Source organism: Belliella alkalica, from assembly GCF_022549785.1.
Taxonomy (GTDB): domain Bacteria; phylum Bacteroidota; class Bacteroidia; order Cytophagales; family Cyclobacteriaceae; genus Belliella; species Belliella alkalica.
Genome location: NZ_JAKZGO010000004.1, coordinates 101,920 through 118,541, shown reverse-complemented (window position 1 = coordinate 118,541; position 16,622 = coordinate 101,920). Strand labels below are relative to the sequence as shown.

At 36.8% G+C, this 16,622-nt stretch carries 15 protein-coding genes; 7 read left to right on the top strand and 8 right to left on the bottom strand.

Annotated features, from left to right (window positions below; translation table 11 throughout):
- Positions 1–96: 96 nt before the first annotated feature.
- The 3 genes from MM213_RS06240 to MM213_RS06230 form a co-directional block, all read right to left on the bottom strand.
- Positions 97–585: a hypothetical protein gene (locus MM213_RS06240; protein WP_241410625.1), complete on the bottom strand. Its 489-nt coding sequence runs from the start codon at positions 583–585 to the stop codon at positions 97–99.
- 49 nt (positions 586–634) lie between these two features.
- Positions 635–1,456: an ion transporter gene (locus MM213_RS06235; RefSeq protein WP_241410624.1), complete on the bottom strand. Its 822-nt coding sequence runs from the start codon at positions 1,454–1,456 to the stop codon at positions 635–637.
- Positions 1,457–1,684: 228 nt separating this feature from the next.
- Entirely contained in the window at positions 1,685–2,731 is a 1,047-nt protein-coding gene (locus MM213_RS06230) for a virulence RhuM family protein (RefSeq protein WP_241410623.1), read from the bottom strand.
- Between the two features lie 313 nt (positions 2,732–3,044).
- Here MM213_RS06230 and recJ point away from each other — a divergent pair, with 313 nt between their 5' ends.
- The 3 genes from recJ to MM213_RS06215 are packed head-to-tail and all read left to right on the top strand — an operon-like array spanning position 3,045 to position 7,031.
- Complete coding sequence (recJ, locus tag MM213_RS06225) at positions 3,045–4,772, top strand: single-stranded-DNA-specific exonuclease RecJ (protein WP_241410622.1); 1,728 nt, start codon at positions 3,045–3,047, stop codon at positions 4,770–4,772.
- 4 nt (positions 4,773–4,776) lie between these two features.
- The gene (gene lptB / locus MM213_RS06220) at positions 4,777–5,514 is read left to right on the top strand and encodes an LPS export ABC transporter ATP-binding protein (RefSeq protein WP_241274518.1); all 738 of its coding nucleotides are present in this window, start codon (positions 4,777–4,779) and stop codon (positions 5,512–5,514) included.
- On the top strand, positions 5,514–7,031 hold the full coding sequence (locus MM213_RS06215) for a GH3 auxin-responsive promoter family protein (protein ID WP_241410621.1): 1,518 nt from the start codon (positions 5,514–5,516) through the stop codon (positions 7,029–7,031). Before lptB ends, MM213_RS06215 begins: the two co-directional genes overlap by 1 nt.
- A gap of 322 nt (positions 7,032–7,353) precedes the next feature.
- Here the strand turns inward: MM213_RS06215 and MM213_RS06210 are convergent, their stop codons facing one another.
- Both MM213_RS06210 and rbfA read right to left on the bottom strand, forming a co-directional pair.
- On the bottom strand, positions 7,354–8,577 hold the full coding sequence (locus tag MM213_RS06210) for an FtsX-like permease family protein (protein WP_241410620.1): 1,224 nt from the start codon (positions 8,575–8,577) through the stop codon (positions 7,354–7,356).
- A gap of 18 nt (positions 8,578–8,595) precedes the next feature.
- Positions 8,596–8,976: a 30S ribosome-binding factor RbfA gene (rbfA, locus tag MM213_RS06205; protein ID WP_241410619.1), complete on the bottom strand. Its 381-nt coding sequence runs from the start codon at positions 8,974–8,976 to the stop codon at positions 8,596–8,598.
- A 129-nt stretch (positions 8,977–9,105) separates the two neighbouring features.
- On the opposite strand from rbfA, the gene MM213_RS06200 reads away from it, so the two are divergent.
- The 3 genes from MM213_RS06200 to MM213_RS06190 all read left to right on the top strand — a co-directional run bounded on the left by MM213_RS06200 (position 9,106) and on the right by MM213_RS06190 (position 12,035).
- Complete coding sequence (locus MM213_RS06200) at positions 9,106–10,470, top strand: hypothetical protein (protein WP_241410618.1); 1,365 nt, start codon at positions 9,106–9,108, stop codon at positions 10,468–10,470.
- Between the two features lie 430 nt (positions 10,471–10,900).
- Positions 10,901–11,395, top strand: a complete 495-nt coding sequence (locus MM213_RS06195; protein WP_241410617.1) for a TlpA family protein disulfide reductase — start codon at positions 10,901–10,903, stop codon at positions 11,393–11,395.
- 16 nt (positions 11,396–11,411) lie between these two features.
- A complete protein-coding gene (locus MM213_RS06190; RefSeq protein WP_241410616.1) occupies positions 11,412–12,035 on the top strand; it encodes a thioredoxin family protein in 624 nt (207 codons plus the stop codon).
- 119 nt (positions 12,036–12,154) lie between these two features.
- On the opposite strand, the gene MM213_RS06185 is transcribed toward MM213_RS06190, so the two are convergent.
- Genes MM213_RS06185 through MM213_RS06175 form a run of 3 tightly spaced genes read right to left on the bottom strand, consistent with a single transcriptional unit; the run spans position 12,155 to position 15,383 of the window.
- Positions 12,155–13,507 (bottom strand): FAD-dependent oxidoreductase, encoded by a 1,353-nt coding sequence (locus MM213_RS06185; protein WP_241410875.1) that lies wholly within the window; start codon positions 13,505–13,507, stop codon positions 12,155–12,157.
- 25 nt (positions 13,508–13,532) lie between these two features.
- On the bottom strand, positions 13,533–14,822 hold the full coding sequence (gene kynU, locus MM213_RS06180) for a kynureninase (RefSeq protein ID WP_241410615.1): 1,290 nt from the start codon (positions 14,820–14,822) through the stop codon (positions 13,533–13,535).
- Between the two features lie 48 nt (positions 14,823–14,870).
- On the bottom strand, positions 14,871–15,383 hold the full coding sequence (locus tag MM213_RS06175; RefSeq protein WP_241410614.1) for a 3-hydroxyanthranilate 3,4-dioxygenase: 513 nt from the start codon (positions 15,381–15,383) through the stop codon (positions 14,871–14,873).
- 176 nt (positions 15,384–15,559) lie between these two features.
- Here MM213_RS06175 and MM213_RS06170 point away from each other — a divergent pair, with 176 nt between their 5' ends.
- Complete coding sequence (locus tag MM213_RS06170) at positions 15,560–16,549, top strand: dipeptidase (protein ID WP_241410613.1); 990 nt, start codon at positions 15,560–15,562, stop codon at positions 16,547–16,549.
- Positions 16,550–16,622: the final 73 nt, after the last annotated feature.

The following is a 16,622-nucleotide window of genomic DNA, read 5'->3' as shown; positions in this document are numbered from 1 at the left end:
AAGATAAAAAAATTATAACTTCGATACCACTTAGCGCAATTTTTGTCTGACCTCCTCAGCTGCAATCCAAGCCAAAGGAGGCCAGACAAATTTACTTTAGTCAACCAATGTTCTTTTGAAAAACATTCTAGTAATAAATAATCCGCTACTATCTTCGGAACCAGCATGACTTTCTACAGCACTTGTCACATACACCAATCCATAGCCCTCTGATTCAAGTTCCATGATTCTAGCCGCTATCATCGCATCATTTGAAGCTATATTCTGAAAATTTATCCCCGTTGCACTGAAAAAATTCAAAAGTTTCGCTTCGTCAAACTTATCGACCTTTAGCTCTTTTCGGCTCACACTTCTTTGAGAAGACTTCTTTCCATCTGTCCTAGAGGTTCGAAACTGTTCGGTATCTACCTCTGTCATGTTTTCGATCATTCGAGATCTACCTAAGCCCATGGGAATAATTGACTCTACGACAGTTACGATTTTCCATTCAGTAAATGATTCCTGAACTTCATCGGATTGAGATTGAGCTTGTGCAGTAAATCCGGCACTCACAAGCAGTAAGCAAAAGAAAATAGCTTTTTTCATATGTGAAGGTTAAGTTTTAGAACTTTTACGGGTAAAGCTTCCTCATGGCTTATTTTTGGGGAAATTTCTCTCCACAATTTTTACAAAATTTTGCTTGGACGTCAGATTCTATGAATTTGCAATTTCCACAAGATCTAGCATTTGCCATGCTGATTTTATTTTTTGCACTAGCCATTTCAGCAGTGACTATACCTGTTGGAACAGCGATGATCCCATACCCCATTAGCATAATCAGTGAAGCCAAAAATTTACCAAAAGCTGTCAATGGCGTAATATCACCAAACCCAACGGTAGTTAAAGTTACAATCGCCCAATACATGGACATTGGAATGCTGGTGAAGCCACTTTCTGGACCCTCAACAATGTACATCAATGTACCCGCTATCAACACAATCGCCAATACTGACCCAATGAATATTTGGATTTTGGCTTTGCTTGCATTTAGTGCTTCTTTGAGAAACTCAGCTTCATTGAGATATCGCCCCAGTTTCAAAATCCTAATCACCCTCAACAACCTAAGCGATCGAATCACAACCAAAAACTGTGTGTTCAAAAGAAACAAACTTAAGTAAGTAGGAACAATAGCAAAAAGATCTACTAAACCATAAAAACTGAGGACATAGCCAATTTTCCTTTTAGAAAGCCACAACCTGAGTAAGTATTCCAATGTGAAAAGTATAGTGAAAGTCCATTCCAAGACCGAAAAAAACTTGTGGTACTCTACCCTAATCTCCCCTACTGAATCCAATACCACTACGATGATACTTCCCAAGATCAAAACAAGAATGGTCACATCAAATGCTTTTGAAGCTTTGTCGTCATGTTCGAAAACGATATGGGCTAACCTTTTTTTACTTGGGATCAATGACATTTGTAGAAAGTGTTTATCGAAGTTAAGATTTGTTGACCTTTTTTCAGTTTATTTAAAGCAATAATTATTGTAGCTCTTGATTTTCCTGATGCTGTAGATGCCTAATTCATAAATATTAATCGGCTCTACGTTTATAAGCTTTCTCCTCCATTTCTTGCATTCCAAAAGGTTTTGTGCATTTGCATTCCCCTGTTTGGTTGTGTGTTAGGTATAATTATTTGGCACCTTTTAATCTTTTTTAGGCGGAAGTTGATTTTTGATGATTTTATCAAAATCACTTTCAAATAATCTATCCTGAATTATTCTATATTTTTCAAATTCACTTTCTGCGTGCGCTTTGGCAATTTCAGCAGTTACTTTGCCTGCATTTTGTAATATCTCTCTATCGGTAGCTTCTATAAATTTATTTAAACGACTTTCCCAATCTTCCATAGTCATAGGGATTTGACGGTTGGCCATATCTTCTGCAATATCTAAATATGCAGACACTAAACGTTGAAGCTGTTGCATTTCATTTTCGGATAAATAGTTTTTAGCCACGCTCACATCGAATTTTTGAATTTTACCTTTCGGAGCATCTTGCCAATTGGTTAATCCCATATTTTCTTTTTGGTGGTCTGCTCTATTTATAATTACTTCTGCCGCTGTTTGGCCGTGTATTGCCCAATGCAGTTTGTTTTGTACGTTTGCAAAAAAACGTTTGGTTGCTTGCGCACTCAAGTCATAGTCAATAGCTGTTGCATAAATATCTGTTATCTTTTGATAGAACTTCCTTTCGCTCAAACGGATTTCCCTGATACGTTGCAGCTGTTCTTCAAAATATTTTTTGCCGAGAATAGTGCCGTCATTTTTTAGACGCTCATCATCCATTGCAAAACCTTTAATTGTAAACTCCTGGATTATCTGTGTAGACCATTTTCTGAACTGTACCGCTCTTTCTGAATTTACTTTGTAACCTACCGCAATAATTGCAGAAAGACTGTAATGCTGTGTATTATAGTTTTTACCATCTGAAGCAGTTATCCGGAATTTCCGGATAACTGTATTGTTTTGTAATTCATTGTCTTTAAATATCTTTTGAAGATGCTCGTTAATGGTTCTTACATTCACGTTATAAAGCGTACCCATCATTTTTTGTGATAGCCAAATATTTTCATCTGCATAAATAGCTTCAACTCCTCCTTCTCCAGTAGCTGCAATAAAAGTTAAATATTCAGCTGAAGAAGAACGGATTATCTCCTTTGACTCCGATTTCTTGTTTTCCTTCTTGCTCATTTTTCTTCATTTTTTAAATTTCGCAAACAGCGTAACTTTCTGCAACATCTCCTCATACATTTTAAACAAATACTCCAAACGCTCGGTACCATTTTTAAAAGGTTGCAAATGGTAATTTAGCTATTCAACATACATGTTAATTCTATCCAATGTCAGCCGATACATTTTCACCCTTCAAATTAGCCCTCAATTTTTTAATTTTCTCAGAAAACTACACATATTAAAATATAAACAATAATCCAGTTTATCAGAAAAGAACAAATTAATTCAAGGCCTTTATAAAAATAGCCATACAGTTTAGTAATTTAGCCTTATGGTGTACAACTGGAAGATCAGGGAAAAGGCGGATATAGAAAATGTAGTTTCTTTAAGTAGTGAAATCAATGTCAATGAAACTTTGGCCAATATGCTGGTCAACAGGGGCATCAATACTTTTCAGAAAGCAAAAGACTATTTTCGCCCAGATTTGGATAAGCTCCATGACCCCTATTTGATGCAGGATATGGACAAAGCAGTGGATAGGTTGATCCAAGCAATCGCTGCTGAGGAAAAGATTTTGATCTATGGTGACTACGATGTAGATGGTACTACTTCAGTAGCTTTGGTTTATGGATACTTGAGCCAATTTTACCAGCATTTGGAATTCTACATCCCAGATAGGTACAAGGAAGGCTATGGCATTTCAGAGCGAGGGGTGAGATATGCGGCAGAAGAAAATTTCAAATTGGTCATCTCATTGGATTGTGGGATCAAAGCCATTGAAAAAGTCAAGTTGGCCAAGGAGCTTGGGGTAGATTTTATCATTTGTGATCACCACACACCGGGAGAAGAGTTGCCTCCTGCCGTGGCAATTTTAGATCCAAAAAGATTGGATTGCAACTATCCATACAAGGAGTTGAGCGGATGTGGTGTTGGGTTCAAATTGATTCAGGGTTATGCATTGAAAACAAAGAAGGATGCTTCCAAGGTGACTGCATACCTGGATTTGTTGGCCATTAGCATTGCGGCAGACATCGTTCCTATCACAGGGGAAAATAGAATCTTGGCATTTTATGGAATAGAAAGGTTGAACAACAACCCGCGACCTGGCATCAAGGCATTGATGTTGAAAAGTAATTTGGTCGAAAAGGAGATTGATATATCGGATATTGTCTTCAAAATTGGGCCGAGGATCAACGCCTCAGGAAGATTAGAGCATGCGAAAGCCTCTGTGGAATTGTTGATCTCCAAAGATCTAGACGATGCCATGCGAAGGGCAGAAATCGTGGATACTGTCAATGCAGCAAGGAAAAATTTTGATGAAAACATCACAAGGGAAGCCCTTCAGATGATTGAAGAAAGGGATGTTGTGCATCAAATGAAATCAACAGTTCTATTTAAAGAAGATTGGCACAAAGGGGTAATCGGAATCGTGGCTTCACGTTGTATAGAAAAATACTACCGACCTACAATAATCCTTACCGAATCCAACAACAAAGCTACAGGAAGCGCAAGGTCAGTATATGACTTCAATATATATGAAGCTATCAGCGAATGTAGTGATTTGCTTGAGCAATTCGGCGGGCACAAATATGCTGCCGGGCTAACAATGTCAGTTGCAAATGTGGCAGCTTTTCAAGAAAAATTCGAAAGAGTAGTCAGCTCAAGAATTCAAGATGTACATTTGATGCCAGTATTGGAGGTGGATGATGAAATCTTGCTGGATCAGATCAATTATAAATTTTACAATATACTCAAGCAGATGGCTCCTTTTGGACCGGGGAATCCAGAGCCCATTTTCTACGCCAATCAGGTATATGCAGAAGACGTGAGGATCCTTAAGGAAAAACATCTTCGCTTCAATGTCGTTCAAAATGGACAGGTTACCAAACCCGTTTGTATTGCTTTTGGAATGGCTGATAGAACAAAATACGAAGATGAAATCGTGTACAAGATGCTCAAACAGAAAATGAGGTTTGACCTTGCATTTGAAATTAGAGAAAATACTTTCAGGAACAACAGTAGCTTGCAACTGTACGTCAAAGACATAAAATTCGATTGATATGATGATTCTAAAGGCAGATAACCTTGTCAAAATTTACAAGAGCAGAAAGGTAGTAAATGATATCTCTGTGGAAGTAAAGCAAGGTGAGATAGTTGGATTGTTAGGCCCAAATGGAGCTGGCAAGACCACGTCTTTTTATATGATAGTTGGATTGATACAGCCCAACGAAGGGCAGATTTTTTTGGATGACAAAAATATAACTTCCCTTCCCATGTACAAGCGAGCGCAGTTAGGGATAGGATATCTTGCCCAAGAAGCATCTGTATTTCGCAAGCTTTCTGTAGAAGAAAACATCATGGCTGTATTGGAGATGACCAAAATGAAAAAAGCTGACCGAAAGGAAAAAGTCGAAAGTCTTTTGGAAGAATTTTCATTGACACATGTTAGAAAAAATCTGGGAATGGTACTTTCAGGTGGTGAAAGAAGAAGGACAGAAATCGCCCGTGCATTGGCTGTTGATCCTAAATTTGTATTGCTAGACGAACCTTTTGCTGGGGTAGATCCTATTGCCGTGGAAGAAATTCAGACAATTGTAGCCAAATTGAAAAACAAAAACATTGGAATCCTTATCACAGATCATAATGTGAATGAAACACTTTCGATCACAGACAGGGCATATTTGATGTTTGAAGGCAAATTACTAAAAGCAGGTTCAGCAGAAGAGTTGGCAGCAGATGAACAAGTGAGGAGGGTATATTTAGGGCAAAATTTTGAATTGAAACGTAAAGTGTTTAATTGATGGAAGTGGTCAATACTTTTATGACTTGGATTTTTAAAAATCGAATTGGTCAAATCAAAAATTTCATGGAAAATCCGATAGATACTCAGGAAGAAATTCTTTTTGAACTAATCGATGACGCCAAAAGAACTGAGTTTGGAAAAAAACATCATTTTTCAAAAATCAAAGATTACAAAGACTTTGCTTCAAAAGTTCCTATTCATGATTATGAAGAAATGAAACCCTACATAGAAAAGACAATGAAGGGATCACAAAACGTAATTTGGAATACCGAAATCGAATGGTTTTCTAAGTCTTCCGGAACAACTTCCAGTAGAAGTAAATATATCCCTGTTTCACAGGAATCTTTGGAAGAATGTCATTTTAAAGGAGGCAAAGACATGATCTCTCTTTATGTCAATAATTATCCAGACAGCAAACTGTTTTCAGGAAAAGCATTGACAATCGGAGGAAGTTTGGCACCAAACCCAATATCTCCAAACCTCTCCAGCAAAGTAGGAGATATTTCTGCGGTGATTACACAAAACCTCCCTATTTGGGTACAGATGGCCAGAACGCCGAGTCTCGACATCGCACTGATGGAAGAATGGGAAGCAAAAATAGATAGGATGGCTAGAGAAGTCATGCATGAAAATGTCACTAGCATCTCAGGAGTTCCTACTTGGACCATTGTGCTTTTGCAGCGGGTTTTAGAATTGAAAAATGCCAAAAACATTTTGGAAGTATGGCCAAATCTGGAAGTGTTTTTCCATGGCGCAGTTGCTTTTGGCCCATACAGAAGCCTGTTCAAAGAATTGATTCCTTCCGAAAAAATGCACTACATGGAGACTTACAACGCTTCAGAAGGGTTTTTCGGGATACAAGACCAAAAAGACTCTGAGGAGCTTTTGCTCATGTTGGATTATGGGATCTTCTATGAGTTTATCCCAATGGATGAATGGGATAAGCCTCAACCAAAAGTAGTACCTCTATGCGATGTGGAAGTAGGTAAAAACTACGCCATTTTGATCTCTACCAATGCAGGACTTTGGAGATACAAGATTGGCGATACAGTCAAATTCACTAGTACTTTCCCATACAGAATTAAAATTTCCGGTAGGACTAAACATTTTATAAATGCTTTTGGTGAAGAAGTGATCGTTGAAAATGCTGAAAAAGCTATTCAAATGGCAGCTGACAAAACCCATGCAAGCATTATTAACTTTACAGCTGCGCCAGTTTATTTCAACGATTCAAAATCAAAAGGGGCGCATGAATGGATCGTAGAGTTCAAGACCTTGCCAGATGATCCCGAATTGTTCAAAACCACTCTAGACATTGCACTGAGAGAAATCAATTCCGACTATGATGCCAAGCGATATAAAGACTTGGCTTTGACAGAACCGAAGATTCATTTGGTATCCGAAGGTTTGTTTGAGTCTTGGATGCGATCCCGTGGCAAGTTGGGCGGCCAAAACAAAGTGCCAAGATTATCCAATACAAGGGAATATATTGACGAAATTTTGAAATTGATATAAAAAATAATCAGAGTATCCGCAATGTTGCAAGTAAGGAAATAAGGGATTTTAAAAATTGCGGATACGGATCCATCGAATACTCAACTGTCCACGACACTCAACTCATTCATCAACACTTTATTGAATGGCTACGTGCATGAATTCGGATACACTTAAAAATTAATATGATTATACGCTTCTTTGCCAGTAGCTTTAATTCCAAGGTTGATTGCTTGCTTATGTTCAATATCTATGAGTATCTAATATCAATTAATATCGGATCTAAGCTAAATCAGGCATTTTTTTAGTTAGTGGCAAAGTTGCGTATATCCGTAAAAATTAATTACAAATCTGTAGATTTCACTTTCGAAGCAATGACTGCAGGTCTATAGGAAGCCACAAAGGTGATCGTAATGACTGCAATGCTCGTCCAAAGAAAGTCAGTCCAAATCATTTTGACAGGATAGCTATCAATCACCGATGAACTGATTCCCAAGGATACGATCCCAAAAGTGGATTGTACCAAGCAGACTAAATACCCTAAAACTAAACCAATGATAGCACCTGAAAACGCAATTATTGCGCCTTGCTTCATGTAGATTTTTTTGATCAATTCTGTTTTGGCACCCATAGCAATGAGTACCGCAGTATCTTTTTTCTTTTCTATAGCCATCATCGAAAGGGAAAAGAAAATATTAAAAGAAGCTACTGCCAAAATAAAACTTAGAGTAATGAAGACAAATAGCTTTTCGATTTTGATGGTTCTGAGCAATCCTGCATGCTGCTCATCCGTGTCCTTTACAGAAAAATTCTGCCCCAGCACTGTTTTTAGGTTATTTTTCACAGTGGAGATTCTATAACCTTCCTGAATTTTAATTTCAATAGAAGTTAGCTTTTCGCCATAATTCAACAAATCCCTTACAAAACCTATTGGGGCAATGATATAATTGTCATCAAACTCTTTTTCGATGCTAAAAAATGCAGCAGGCTTGATCACATTTCTAGAATAAAGTTGTCTGGGATCTAAGGTGCCTGCATTTCTGGGAGCTTTGGGATAAAAGACTTGAAGCAATTCAAACTCATTGTCAATATCTATCGAAAGATAAAAACCTACTCCTCTTCCGATGATAGCCTTAGGTTGAGAATCAGACCCAAGCTCAAGATTTCCCCACACATAACCTTCGTCAAACCTTCCTTGATCCAAATAATTTTCGGAAACTCCTTTTAGTCTAGCGAGATGTTGGTAATCTTTATATTTGAAAAGTGCATTATCTTCAATTACTTCTGTAACTACTTCTACACCTTCAGTATTTGAGATTTTAGAGATAAAATCCTCATCATAGGTAAAAGATTTTCCCTGAACAGCCTCTATTTTCAATTCGGCATCAAAAGAAGCATACAATCCTCTCACCAAATCTTCTAAACCATTGAATACAGAAAGCACAATGACAAGTGCCATCGTGCCTATCGCGACTCCTACCATGGAGATCCTAGACAAAATGGTGATAAAATTCCGCTTCTTTTTACTGCGGAAATATCTGGCTGCTATAAAATAGGAGAGGTTCAAAGAGTTGGCTATTTGAAATTAATCTTCTTCTTCCTCATCTTCTTCTGATGCTTCTGGAATATCAAGTGAAGAAATCACCTTGTCCATATGCTGCGCATAAGAAGCTGATTCATCCATGAAAAATGCCAATTCAGGAATGATTCGAACACTTTTCCCAATTCTATTTCCAAGATGTTTACGAATTTCCTTTTTATGGTCATTGATTTTCTCAAAAAGGTCTTGGTTATTTGCCAATAGCAAACTGAGGTTGATTTTTGCCACACTCAAATCTGGGCTCATAATCACCCTAACCACAGTAACCATCGCGCTACCAACGAGCAACTTAGCTTCTTTTTGAAAAATCTCACCAAGTTCCTTTTGAATCAGTTTTGAATATTTTTGTTGTCTTTTACTTTCCATATCAATAATAGTTGGTACAAATTTAGTGAATTAAATGAGTAACCTTTAATTTCGTGGGTCATGAATGTCACACCTTTTAACATCAAATAGATTTTGCTCAGTTTTTTTAAAATTAACGACCCTTTTCGAATGATAGGAATCTTGCTCATGCTTATTGTTTTGAGTGGGATTTACTATTGGGTTTTACAAGCCCCAATGACACAGCCAGAACTTATTTGGATGTTGGCAGGGGAACGCCTAGCAAATGGTTTTCATATGTATAAGGATGTGGTAGATGACACTGGACCACTTTCTGCTGGAGTATACTGGGTTATTCATTTAATATTTGGAAAGAATTTTTTTGTCTACAAATTAATTGCAGGATTAATTATTCTTTTTCAAGTTGCCTACATAAACTCATTGTTCATCCAATACAAATCGTTTGAGGAAAACACATACATTCCTGGTGCTGTGATGATCGTATTGTTTCATCTTTCATTTGATTTCTTGACAATTTCTCCTGCATTGATGGGAGGTACATTTATAGTTTTGGCATTGGGACAGCTATTTTCACAGACAGTGCTTCAAAAGGAAGGGTCTGATTCGGTTCTTTTGGTAGGTGTATTTGGGGGAATAGCTACTTGTTTTCATTTTCCTCTAGTTATATTCTTGCCCTTCTTGATAGTCTCTGGAATAGTGGTAAGTGGATTTTCCTTCAATCAATTCGTTTTGTCTTTAGTTGGCTATCTTCTACCAATAGCCTTGTGTGCACTTTATTATTTTTGGATGGATGCATTGCCAGAATTTATCTTTGAATATTTCTTTGCCACAAGGATAATTGATGTATATTCTCATGTAAACTTAAAAGACGTTTTAATACTTTTTGCATTACCAATCTTATTGACACTAACGGGGTATTTTGTAGGCACATGGTTCAAATTGATCACCGTCAACCAGCAAAAACAAAGACAATTGATTCTCATTTTCTTAATCTTTGCCATTTTTTCCATCTTCCTTACCAATAGAAGAACACCCTATCAATGGATTATACTAATTCCAGCTTTCACATATTTTATCAGTCAAATATTTATTTATCTTACTCAAACCAGAGTCATCAACACTTTTGCTGTTATCTTATTTCTTGGAGTTCCATTGGTTGGCTATTCTTGGCTGGTTTATCAAAAAAGCTCGGGAAAACTGGAAAGCTATGCAATTATCTATCAAGAAAAGCATAAAATAACACAGGGTAAAAGAATTTTAGTATTGGGTGATGACACTGCATATTACAAAAACGCAAGCCTCGCAACATCATATTTAAACAGCAAACTTTCCAATAGGATTTTAAAAGATTTTGATGATTATGCCGACATGGCTATGGTTTATCAAGAGTTTTTGACAGAAAAACCTGATGTGATAATAGATCAAGAAAAAGTATTTGAGAATTTGATTGAAAGAATTCCCCCATTGGGAAATCTGTATCAGAAAAATGGAGAGTTCACATACTTTTTAAAATAGCTTTCTATTATATATAAAAACAGCCCAAGCGCTTACAATCTCACAATAAAATATTATTCTGTTTTGATATTTATCCACCGTGAAATTTTCTTTTTTATTTTTAATAATCTCATTTACAGTATATTATCCACAAAATTAACTTTTCTTAAAATCACATAAATTGCTTATAATCAAATTGTTATAATGTTTGATTAATCACATGTGGATAACTTATGCAAAATGTGGATAAAAAACACTTGCTTTTCTACTTAGTCGAATCCAGCGTTTTTTAGATGTTTTTTATGAATGGTCAAACAAAATTGACCCTAGTTCGTAGTTCATATAGTACTTAAAATTGAGTCCGAAAAAGAATAAAATTTTGAATTCAATCTTATTCTTTTGTTTATAAATGCTCCTTGTTAAATAAAGCTCAAATAAAGAATATTAATAAATGAAAAATTTACCTAGGTTATTTATTCAGTTTTTTTCTCTGAGCCTATTACTATCATTTCAATCAATAAATGGTAATGATAATAAAACTTTTGAAATCATCTCTTTCGAAGAATTTGAAGGGATGATGAATCGATCCTCTAAAAAGATCCGAGTTTACAATTTTTGGGCTACATGGTGTGCACCCTGCGTTAAGGAAATGCCGTATTTTGAAAAAACTGCTTCTGAAGATGATGAATTAGAGCTGTATTTTATTTCTATGGATGATGGGAGAAAACCAGAAAGAGTCACAAGTTTTATAGATAAAAGAAACGTTACGCACCCTGTTTACTTGCTAAATGATGTTGATTATGACAAATGGATAGATAAAGTCAATCCTGAATGGTCAGGTGCAATCCCTGCGACCTTGTTTATCAAACCAAATGGCGAAAAGTATTTCCATGAGGGAGAAGTGACAGAAGAAGAGTTGAAGAAATTGATATCAAATCTAAAGTAAATAACCTAAAAACAATATGAAAAACATAATCATGCTTTTATTGGGAGGAATGATATTCTGTACCATTCCCCACTTGACAATTGCTCAAGAAAAAGGATATAAAATAGGTGATACCGCTGCAGACTTTAAGCTCGAAAGTGTAGATGGTGCCTGGGTCACTATGTCTGATATTCGCGGTGCAAAAGGTGCTATCGTGATATTTTCATGCAATACGTGCCCTTATGTAGTGGCTTATGAAGATCGAATGATCAACTTACACAACAAATATGCAGCTCAAGGATATCCTGTCATTGCCATCAATTCAAATGATGACAAAGTAAGTCCTGGTGATAGCTTCGACAAAATGAAGGAAAGATCCAAAGAAAAGAATTTCCCTTTCCACTATGTTTACGACAAAACCCAAGAAACAATAAAAGCATACGGTGCCAGTAGAACTCCCCATGTTTACATTCTTGACAAAGAAGATGATGAGTTTATAGTAAAATATATTGGAGCAATTGACAATAATTATCAGAATGCTTCTGCTGTTACTGAGAAATATGTAGAGGATGCAATGGATGCAATATTATCTGGAGAAAAAATAGCTGTAGAAACTACTAAAGCGATTGGATGTACAATCAAATGGACTAAAGCAGACTAAACAAAAAGTTGTTAAACCATATTTTTTTAACAACAAAAAAAATAATACTGAAGATTAAGCCAGCTAAAAAAAGGGGATTTCGTAATTTGAAATCCCCTTCTTATTTTTTCAAAATAAAACTAAACAGCCTTTGTGGCCTCCATCTTATCTATGATGTCTCCATAATCCAACTTGTCCCAATTTTGAGTTATCAAAGGGCTTGACATGACCTTATCCATGATTGCCTCCTGTAACTTTCCTTGAGCATAAGCCTCTGAATAAGGCATATCAGAAAAAGTAACCATCGTATAAAGAGGCACCCAGTCATTTGGGTACAAAGCATGCAGTTTTGCCTCAATTTTCTTCCTTAAAAGAAATTTAGGATCCGAAACAGCACCTCTCATTTCAACAAAATTTTCCATTGCCAATTGACAAATAGCATCTGTATCTGGCTTCCTCATTTTCTGGAATTTTGCAAAAATCAAATCCCAAGCGGTCGTTCCAAACTTATCGATCAAGCTATCCAATATAAAGCAATCTTCAAAACCACAGTTCATACCTTGACCATAAAATGGAACCATTGCATGGGAAGCATCACCTATTAGCAAGGCCCTATCTTGAACCCAAGGAAAACACTCAATGTTGATCAATGCTGAGGTTGGGTTGTTAAAATATTGCTCAGTCAGATTTGGCATTAACTTGTAGGCATCATCAAAATGTGTTTTGAAAACACTTTTGATATCTACCTCATCATTGATTTTGTCAAAACATACTTTTGTCCCTTCAAAAGGCAAGAACAAAGTACATGTAAATGATTTGTCAGGATTTGGTAGAGCAATCAGCATAAATTTCCCTCTAGGCCAAATATGAAGTGCATTTGGATCCATGGCAAACTCTCCTTCTGCTGTAGCCGGAATAGTCAATTCTTTGTAGCCATGGGAAATATACTCTTGCTTATAATTGAACCTAGCTTGCTTCTGCATAGCCATCCTTAGCGAACTATAAGCACCATCAGCTCCAATGATTACATTAGAGTGAAGCTGACTTCTTTCCTCACCAACAGTGAAATGTAGCTCACCTTTGCCAATATTGACATGGTCACACCTATGTCCAAAATTGAGCTTTACACCTTCTTTTTCAGCTTCATCAATCAGGACCCTATTGAACCTGCCTCTGGAAATAGAATATATTGCTTGATCGTCTTTTCCATATGGGATAAATGTAGTCTTTCCATGTTCGTCATGAACTCTCCTTCCATACATAGGAATGGCAAGGGGCATGATTTTATCTTTTAGACCTATTTTTTCCAAAGCACGCCAACCACGGTCGCTTAGCGCCATGTTGATCGATCGGCCTTCTTCTTTATATTGTGAATTTCTGTTATCTAGTCTTTTTTCAAAAATAGAAACATCAAGTCCCCTTTTTTTCAAATAAATGCTCAAAAGAGACCCAATCAATCCGGCTCCTAAGATGCTAATTTCATTTTTTTCCATCACTTCCAATTCAATACCCTTATTTTTATGCAAACTTTCGGAGGGATTGTTCCAGGACTTGGGCAAACCTGAACACATCCGTGAAGCTATTATATAGTGGTGTAGGTGCTATTCTGATTACGTTTGGATGTCTCCAATCACCAACTATTCCATTTTGATAAAATTCATCAAATACTGCTTTGCCTCCTTTATGGACGTGCAAAGATAATTGACAGCCTCTTTCGTTTTTGTTTTTTGGTGTTATTATTTCAATCACACCGCTATCTCCGCTTATTTTATGAATTAAAAACTCCAAATAACCAGTTAAAGTTTCGCTTTTCGTTCTTAAGTTCTTAATCCCTGCTTCCATAAAGATATCCAACGAAGCCTGGTGTGCCGCCAAAGCCAATACATTTGAGTTTGCCAATTGCCAGCCATCTGCACCAAACATGGGCACAAAGCCTTTCTCCATCTTAAATCGCTCACCTTCATCATGTCCCCACCAACCTGCAAATCGAGGCAATTCTGGCTTTTCTGCATGTTTTTCATGTACAAATATTCCGGAAACATTCCCAGGTCCAGAATTCATGTATTTGTAACTACACCATGTAGCAAAGTCAACTTGCCAATCATGAAGATCCAATTGGGCATTGCCTGCGGCATGCGCCAAATCAAACCCAACATAAGCACCTACTTTATGGGCAGCTTCGGTTATAGCCTTCATATCAAAAAGCTGTCCAGTATAATATTGTAATCCAGCCATCATAACCAATGCCAACTGATCTCCGTGTTCCTGAATCGTTTGTAAAATATCCTCAGTCCTCAGAGTATGCTCTCCTTCCCTTGGAGCGATTTCTATAATTACTTCATCAGGATCTAAGCCATGAAATTTGACTTGGGTTTCCAACATATACATATCAGAAGGAAAAGCTCCAGCTTCGGTAATTATCTTGTACCTCTCTGCTGTAGGTTGATAAAATGAAACCATTAAAAAATGAAGGTTGGATGTCAAATTGTTCATTGCAACTACTTCGTGTTCGTGCGCTCCTACAATTTCCGCCAATGCTGGTTTTGATTTTTTGCGAATATGGTACCAAGCGTCTTCCCCATGAAAATGTCCATCAACCGCCATGCTTGCCCAGTTGTCAAGCTCTTTTTGAATATAAGCTTGGGTGGTTTTTGGCTGAATCCCGAGTGAGTTTCCACAAAAATAAATCGCCTCATTTCCATTTACCTTCGGAAAAATGAATTTAGATCGAAAATCTCTTAAAGGATCTTCCGCATCCATTTTTTTCGCAAAATCTAAACTGAACTCAAAGTTGACTTGGTTTGACATTATATTTTCTATTTGGGTAATTTTTGATTTAAATAAGAAAACTGAGGCCTATTTTTTCATGATCGTCCCACAGCTTTTGCACTTGGTGTTTTCTGGATTTGACCAAAAGCGTTCCATGATTGGCGGAAGTTGATTGACGATATCAGTGACTTCTGCATACTCTTCATAGAGTTTTTCACCACAATTTTCACAATGCCAAATAAAGCCATCCTTCTCCCCCTTTCTTCTATATCTTTCAAAGACCAAACCAATCGTATTTGCCGGTCTCCTTGGACTATGGGGAGTTCGAGGTGGCAATAAGAAGATTTCACCTTCCTTAATTTCTATGTCCTTTGGCTTTCCTTCTTCTACTATCTTTAGTGTGATGTCTCCTTCTATTTGAAAGAAAAATTCTTCCCCTTCATTGTAATGATAATCCTTTCTTGAATTTGGTCCACCGACCACCATCACGATAAAGTCTTCATTCTCTTTATAGATTTGCTGATTTCCGATTGGAGGTTTGAGGAGATGTCGATTTTCCTCTATCCATTTGGTAAAGTTTATAGGCTTGGAGATAGGCATACTGATGTCAGTTGGGAATTAAATATTTGATTTATTGACTGTAATAAATTACTAAACTTATGAGCTAAGCACTGTTAATTTGGAACTCGCTATTTTCTTTAACTCAAAAGAAGTCTAAAAGTATAAAAAAACTGTCATTTTTTGAGTTTCTTTGATACCTGATTCAAACCGACTTTATGAAAACCCCGATAGTTGACACCCATTGTGACTTACTTTCTTACTTGGCAAATGTGCCAGGAGCGAGAGCCGACAAAACAGAAGATATTGCTTGTGCTTTACCTTTTTTGAAAACAGGAAATGTAAAAATGCAGGTGATGGCAATTTTCACTGATGTGGTCCCAGGGAGTATGGATTTTGCTGACAAGCAAGTAGGCCATTTTCAATCTATTCAAAAAACTTTCTCCAAGGACTTAACAATAGCTGATTTTGAATTTTTGAATAATTTAGAAAATCAAGATAAAATCGGAATCTTGGCTTCAATAGAAAGTGCATCTGGATTGGCTAATGAAACTGCCCCAATTCAAGCTGCATTTGACAGATTAGACAAAATCATTGAGAAAACCGGAAGAGTTGCTTACATCAGCATGACACACCACAAAGAAAATCGGTTTGGAGGCGGAAATTATACTGAAGGAATCGGTCTCAAGGATGATGGGAAAAGACTACTTGATTATATGTCAGGCAAAAAAATAGCCATAGACCTTTCCCATACATCCGACTTGCTTGCAGAAGGTATTCTCAACCATATTGACAAGACTAATCTCCACGTACCCGTTATCGCGAGCCACTCAAACTTCAGGTCTATATGGAATCATAAAAGAAACCTGACAGATGAATTTGTCAAAGAAATAATCCATAGAAAAGGCATTATTGGGGTGAATTTCTTAAGGGCATTTCTCGATACAGAAGATCCAAACAGGATCTACGAGCACATTTTATATGGTTTTGAAAAAGGCGCTGAAGATCAAATCTGCTTTGGTGCAGACTTCTTCTATACGGTTGGTTTTCCGGATATAGGCAGGATTCCGTTTTATTTCCCCAATGTGGAAAATGCCGGTAAATATCCAGATGTTTTACAAACCCTTTCTGAAAAATTAAACCAAGATCAGCTAGAAAAATTAGCTTTCAAGAATGCAAAGGACTTTTTTCTGAGAACTTGGAGGTGAGAATAACTAATTCTAAAAGTAAAGGCTAGTAATAAACCAATATGAATCAGCTTTGTCACAAAAAAAGGCTATC

What these genes read in the sequence shown, in the direction of transcription:
- MM213_RS06240 (WP_241410625.1), bottom strand. Translation starts at nt 585, where the DNA reads ATGAAAAAAGCTATTTTCTTTTGCTTACTGCTTGTGAGTGCCGGATTT.
- MM213_RS06235 (WP_241410624.1), bottom strand. Translation starts at nt 1,456, where the DNA reads ATGTCATTGATCCCAAGTAAAAAAAGGTTAGCCCATATCGTTTTCGAA.
- MM213_RS06230 (WP_241410623.1), bottom strand. Translation starts at nt 2,731, where the DNA reads ATGAGCAAGAAGGAAAACAAGAAATCGGAGTCAAAGGAGATAATCCGT.
- recJ (WP_241410622.1), top strand. Translation starts at nt 3,045, where the DNA reads ATGGTGTACAACTGGAAGATCAGGGAAAAGGCGGATATAGAAAATGTA.
- lptB (WP_241274518.1), top strand. Translation starts at nt 4,777, where the DNA reads ATGATTCTAAAGGCAGATAACCTTGTCAAAATTTACAAGAGCAGAAAG.
- MM213_RS06215 (WP_241410621.1), top strand. Translation starts at nt 5,514, where the DNA reads ATGGAAGTGGTCAATACTTTTATGACTTGGATTTTTAAAAATCGAATT.
- rbfA (WP_241410619.1), bottom strand. Translation starts at nt 8,976, where the DNA reads ATGGAAAGTAAAAGACAACAAAAATATTCAAAACTGATTCAAAAGGAA.
- MM213_RS06200 (WP_241410618.1), top strand. Translation starts at nt 9,106, where the DNA reads ATGATAGGAATCTTGCTCATGCTTATTGTTTTGAGTGGGATTTACTAT.
- MM213_RS06195 (WP_241410617.1), top strand. Translation starts at nt 10,901, where the DNA reads ATGAAAAATTTACCTAGGTTATTTATTCAGTTTTTTTCTCTGAGCCTA.
- MM213_RS06190 (WP_241410616.1), top strand. Translation starts at nt 11,412, where the DNA reads ATGAAAAACATAATCATGCTTTTATTGGGAGGAATGATATTCTGTACC.
- MM213_RS06185 (WP_241410875.1), bottom strand. Translation starts at nt 13,507, where the DNA reads ATGGAAAAAAATGAAATTAGCATCTTAGGAGCCGGATTGATTGGGTCT.
- kynU (WP_241410615.1), bottom strand. Translation starts at nt 14,822, where the DNA reads ATGTCAAACCAAGTCAACTTTGAGTTCAGTTTAGATTTTGCGAAAAAA.
- MM213_RS06175 (WP_241410614.1), bottom strand. Translation starts at nt 15,383, where the DNA reads ATGCCTATCTCCAAGCCTATAAACTTTACCAAATGGATAGAGGAAAAT.
- MM213_RS06170 (WP_241410613.1), top strand. Translation starts at nt 15,560, where the DNA reads ATGAAAACCCCGATAGTTGACACCCATTGTGACTTACTTTCTTACTTG.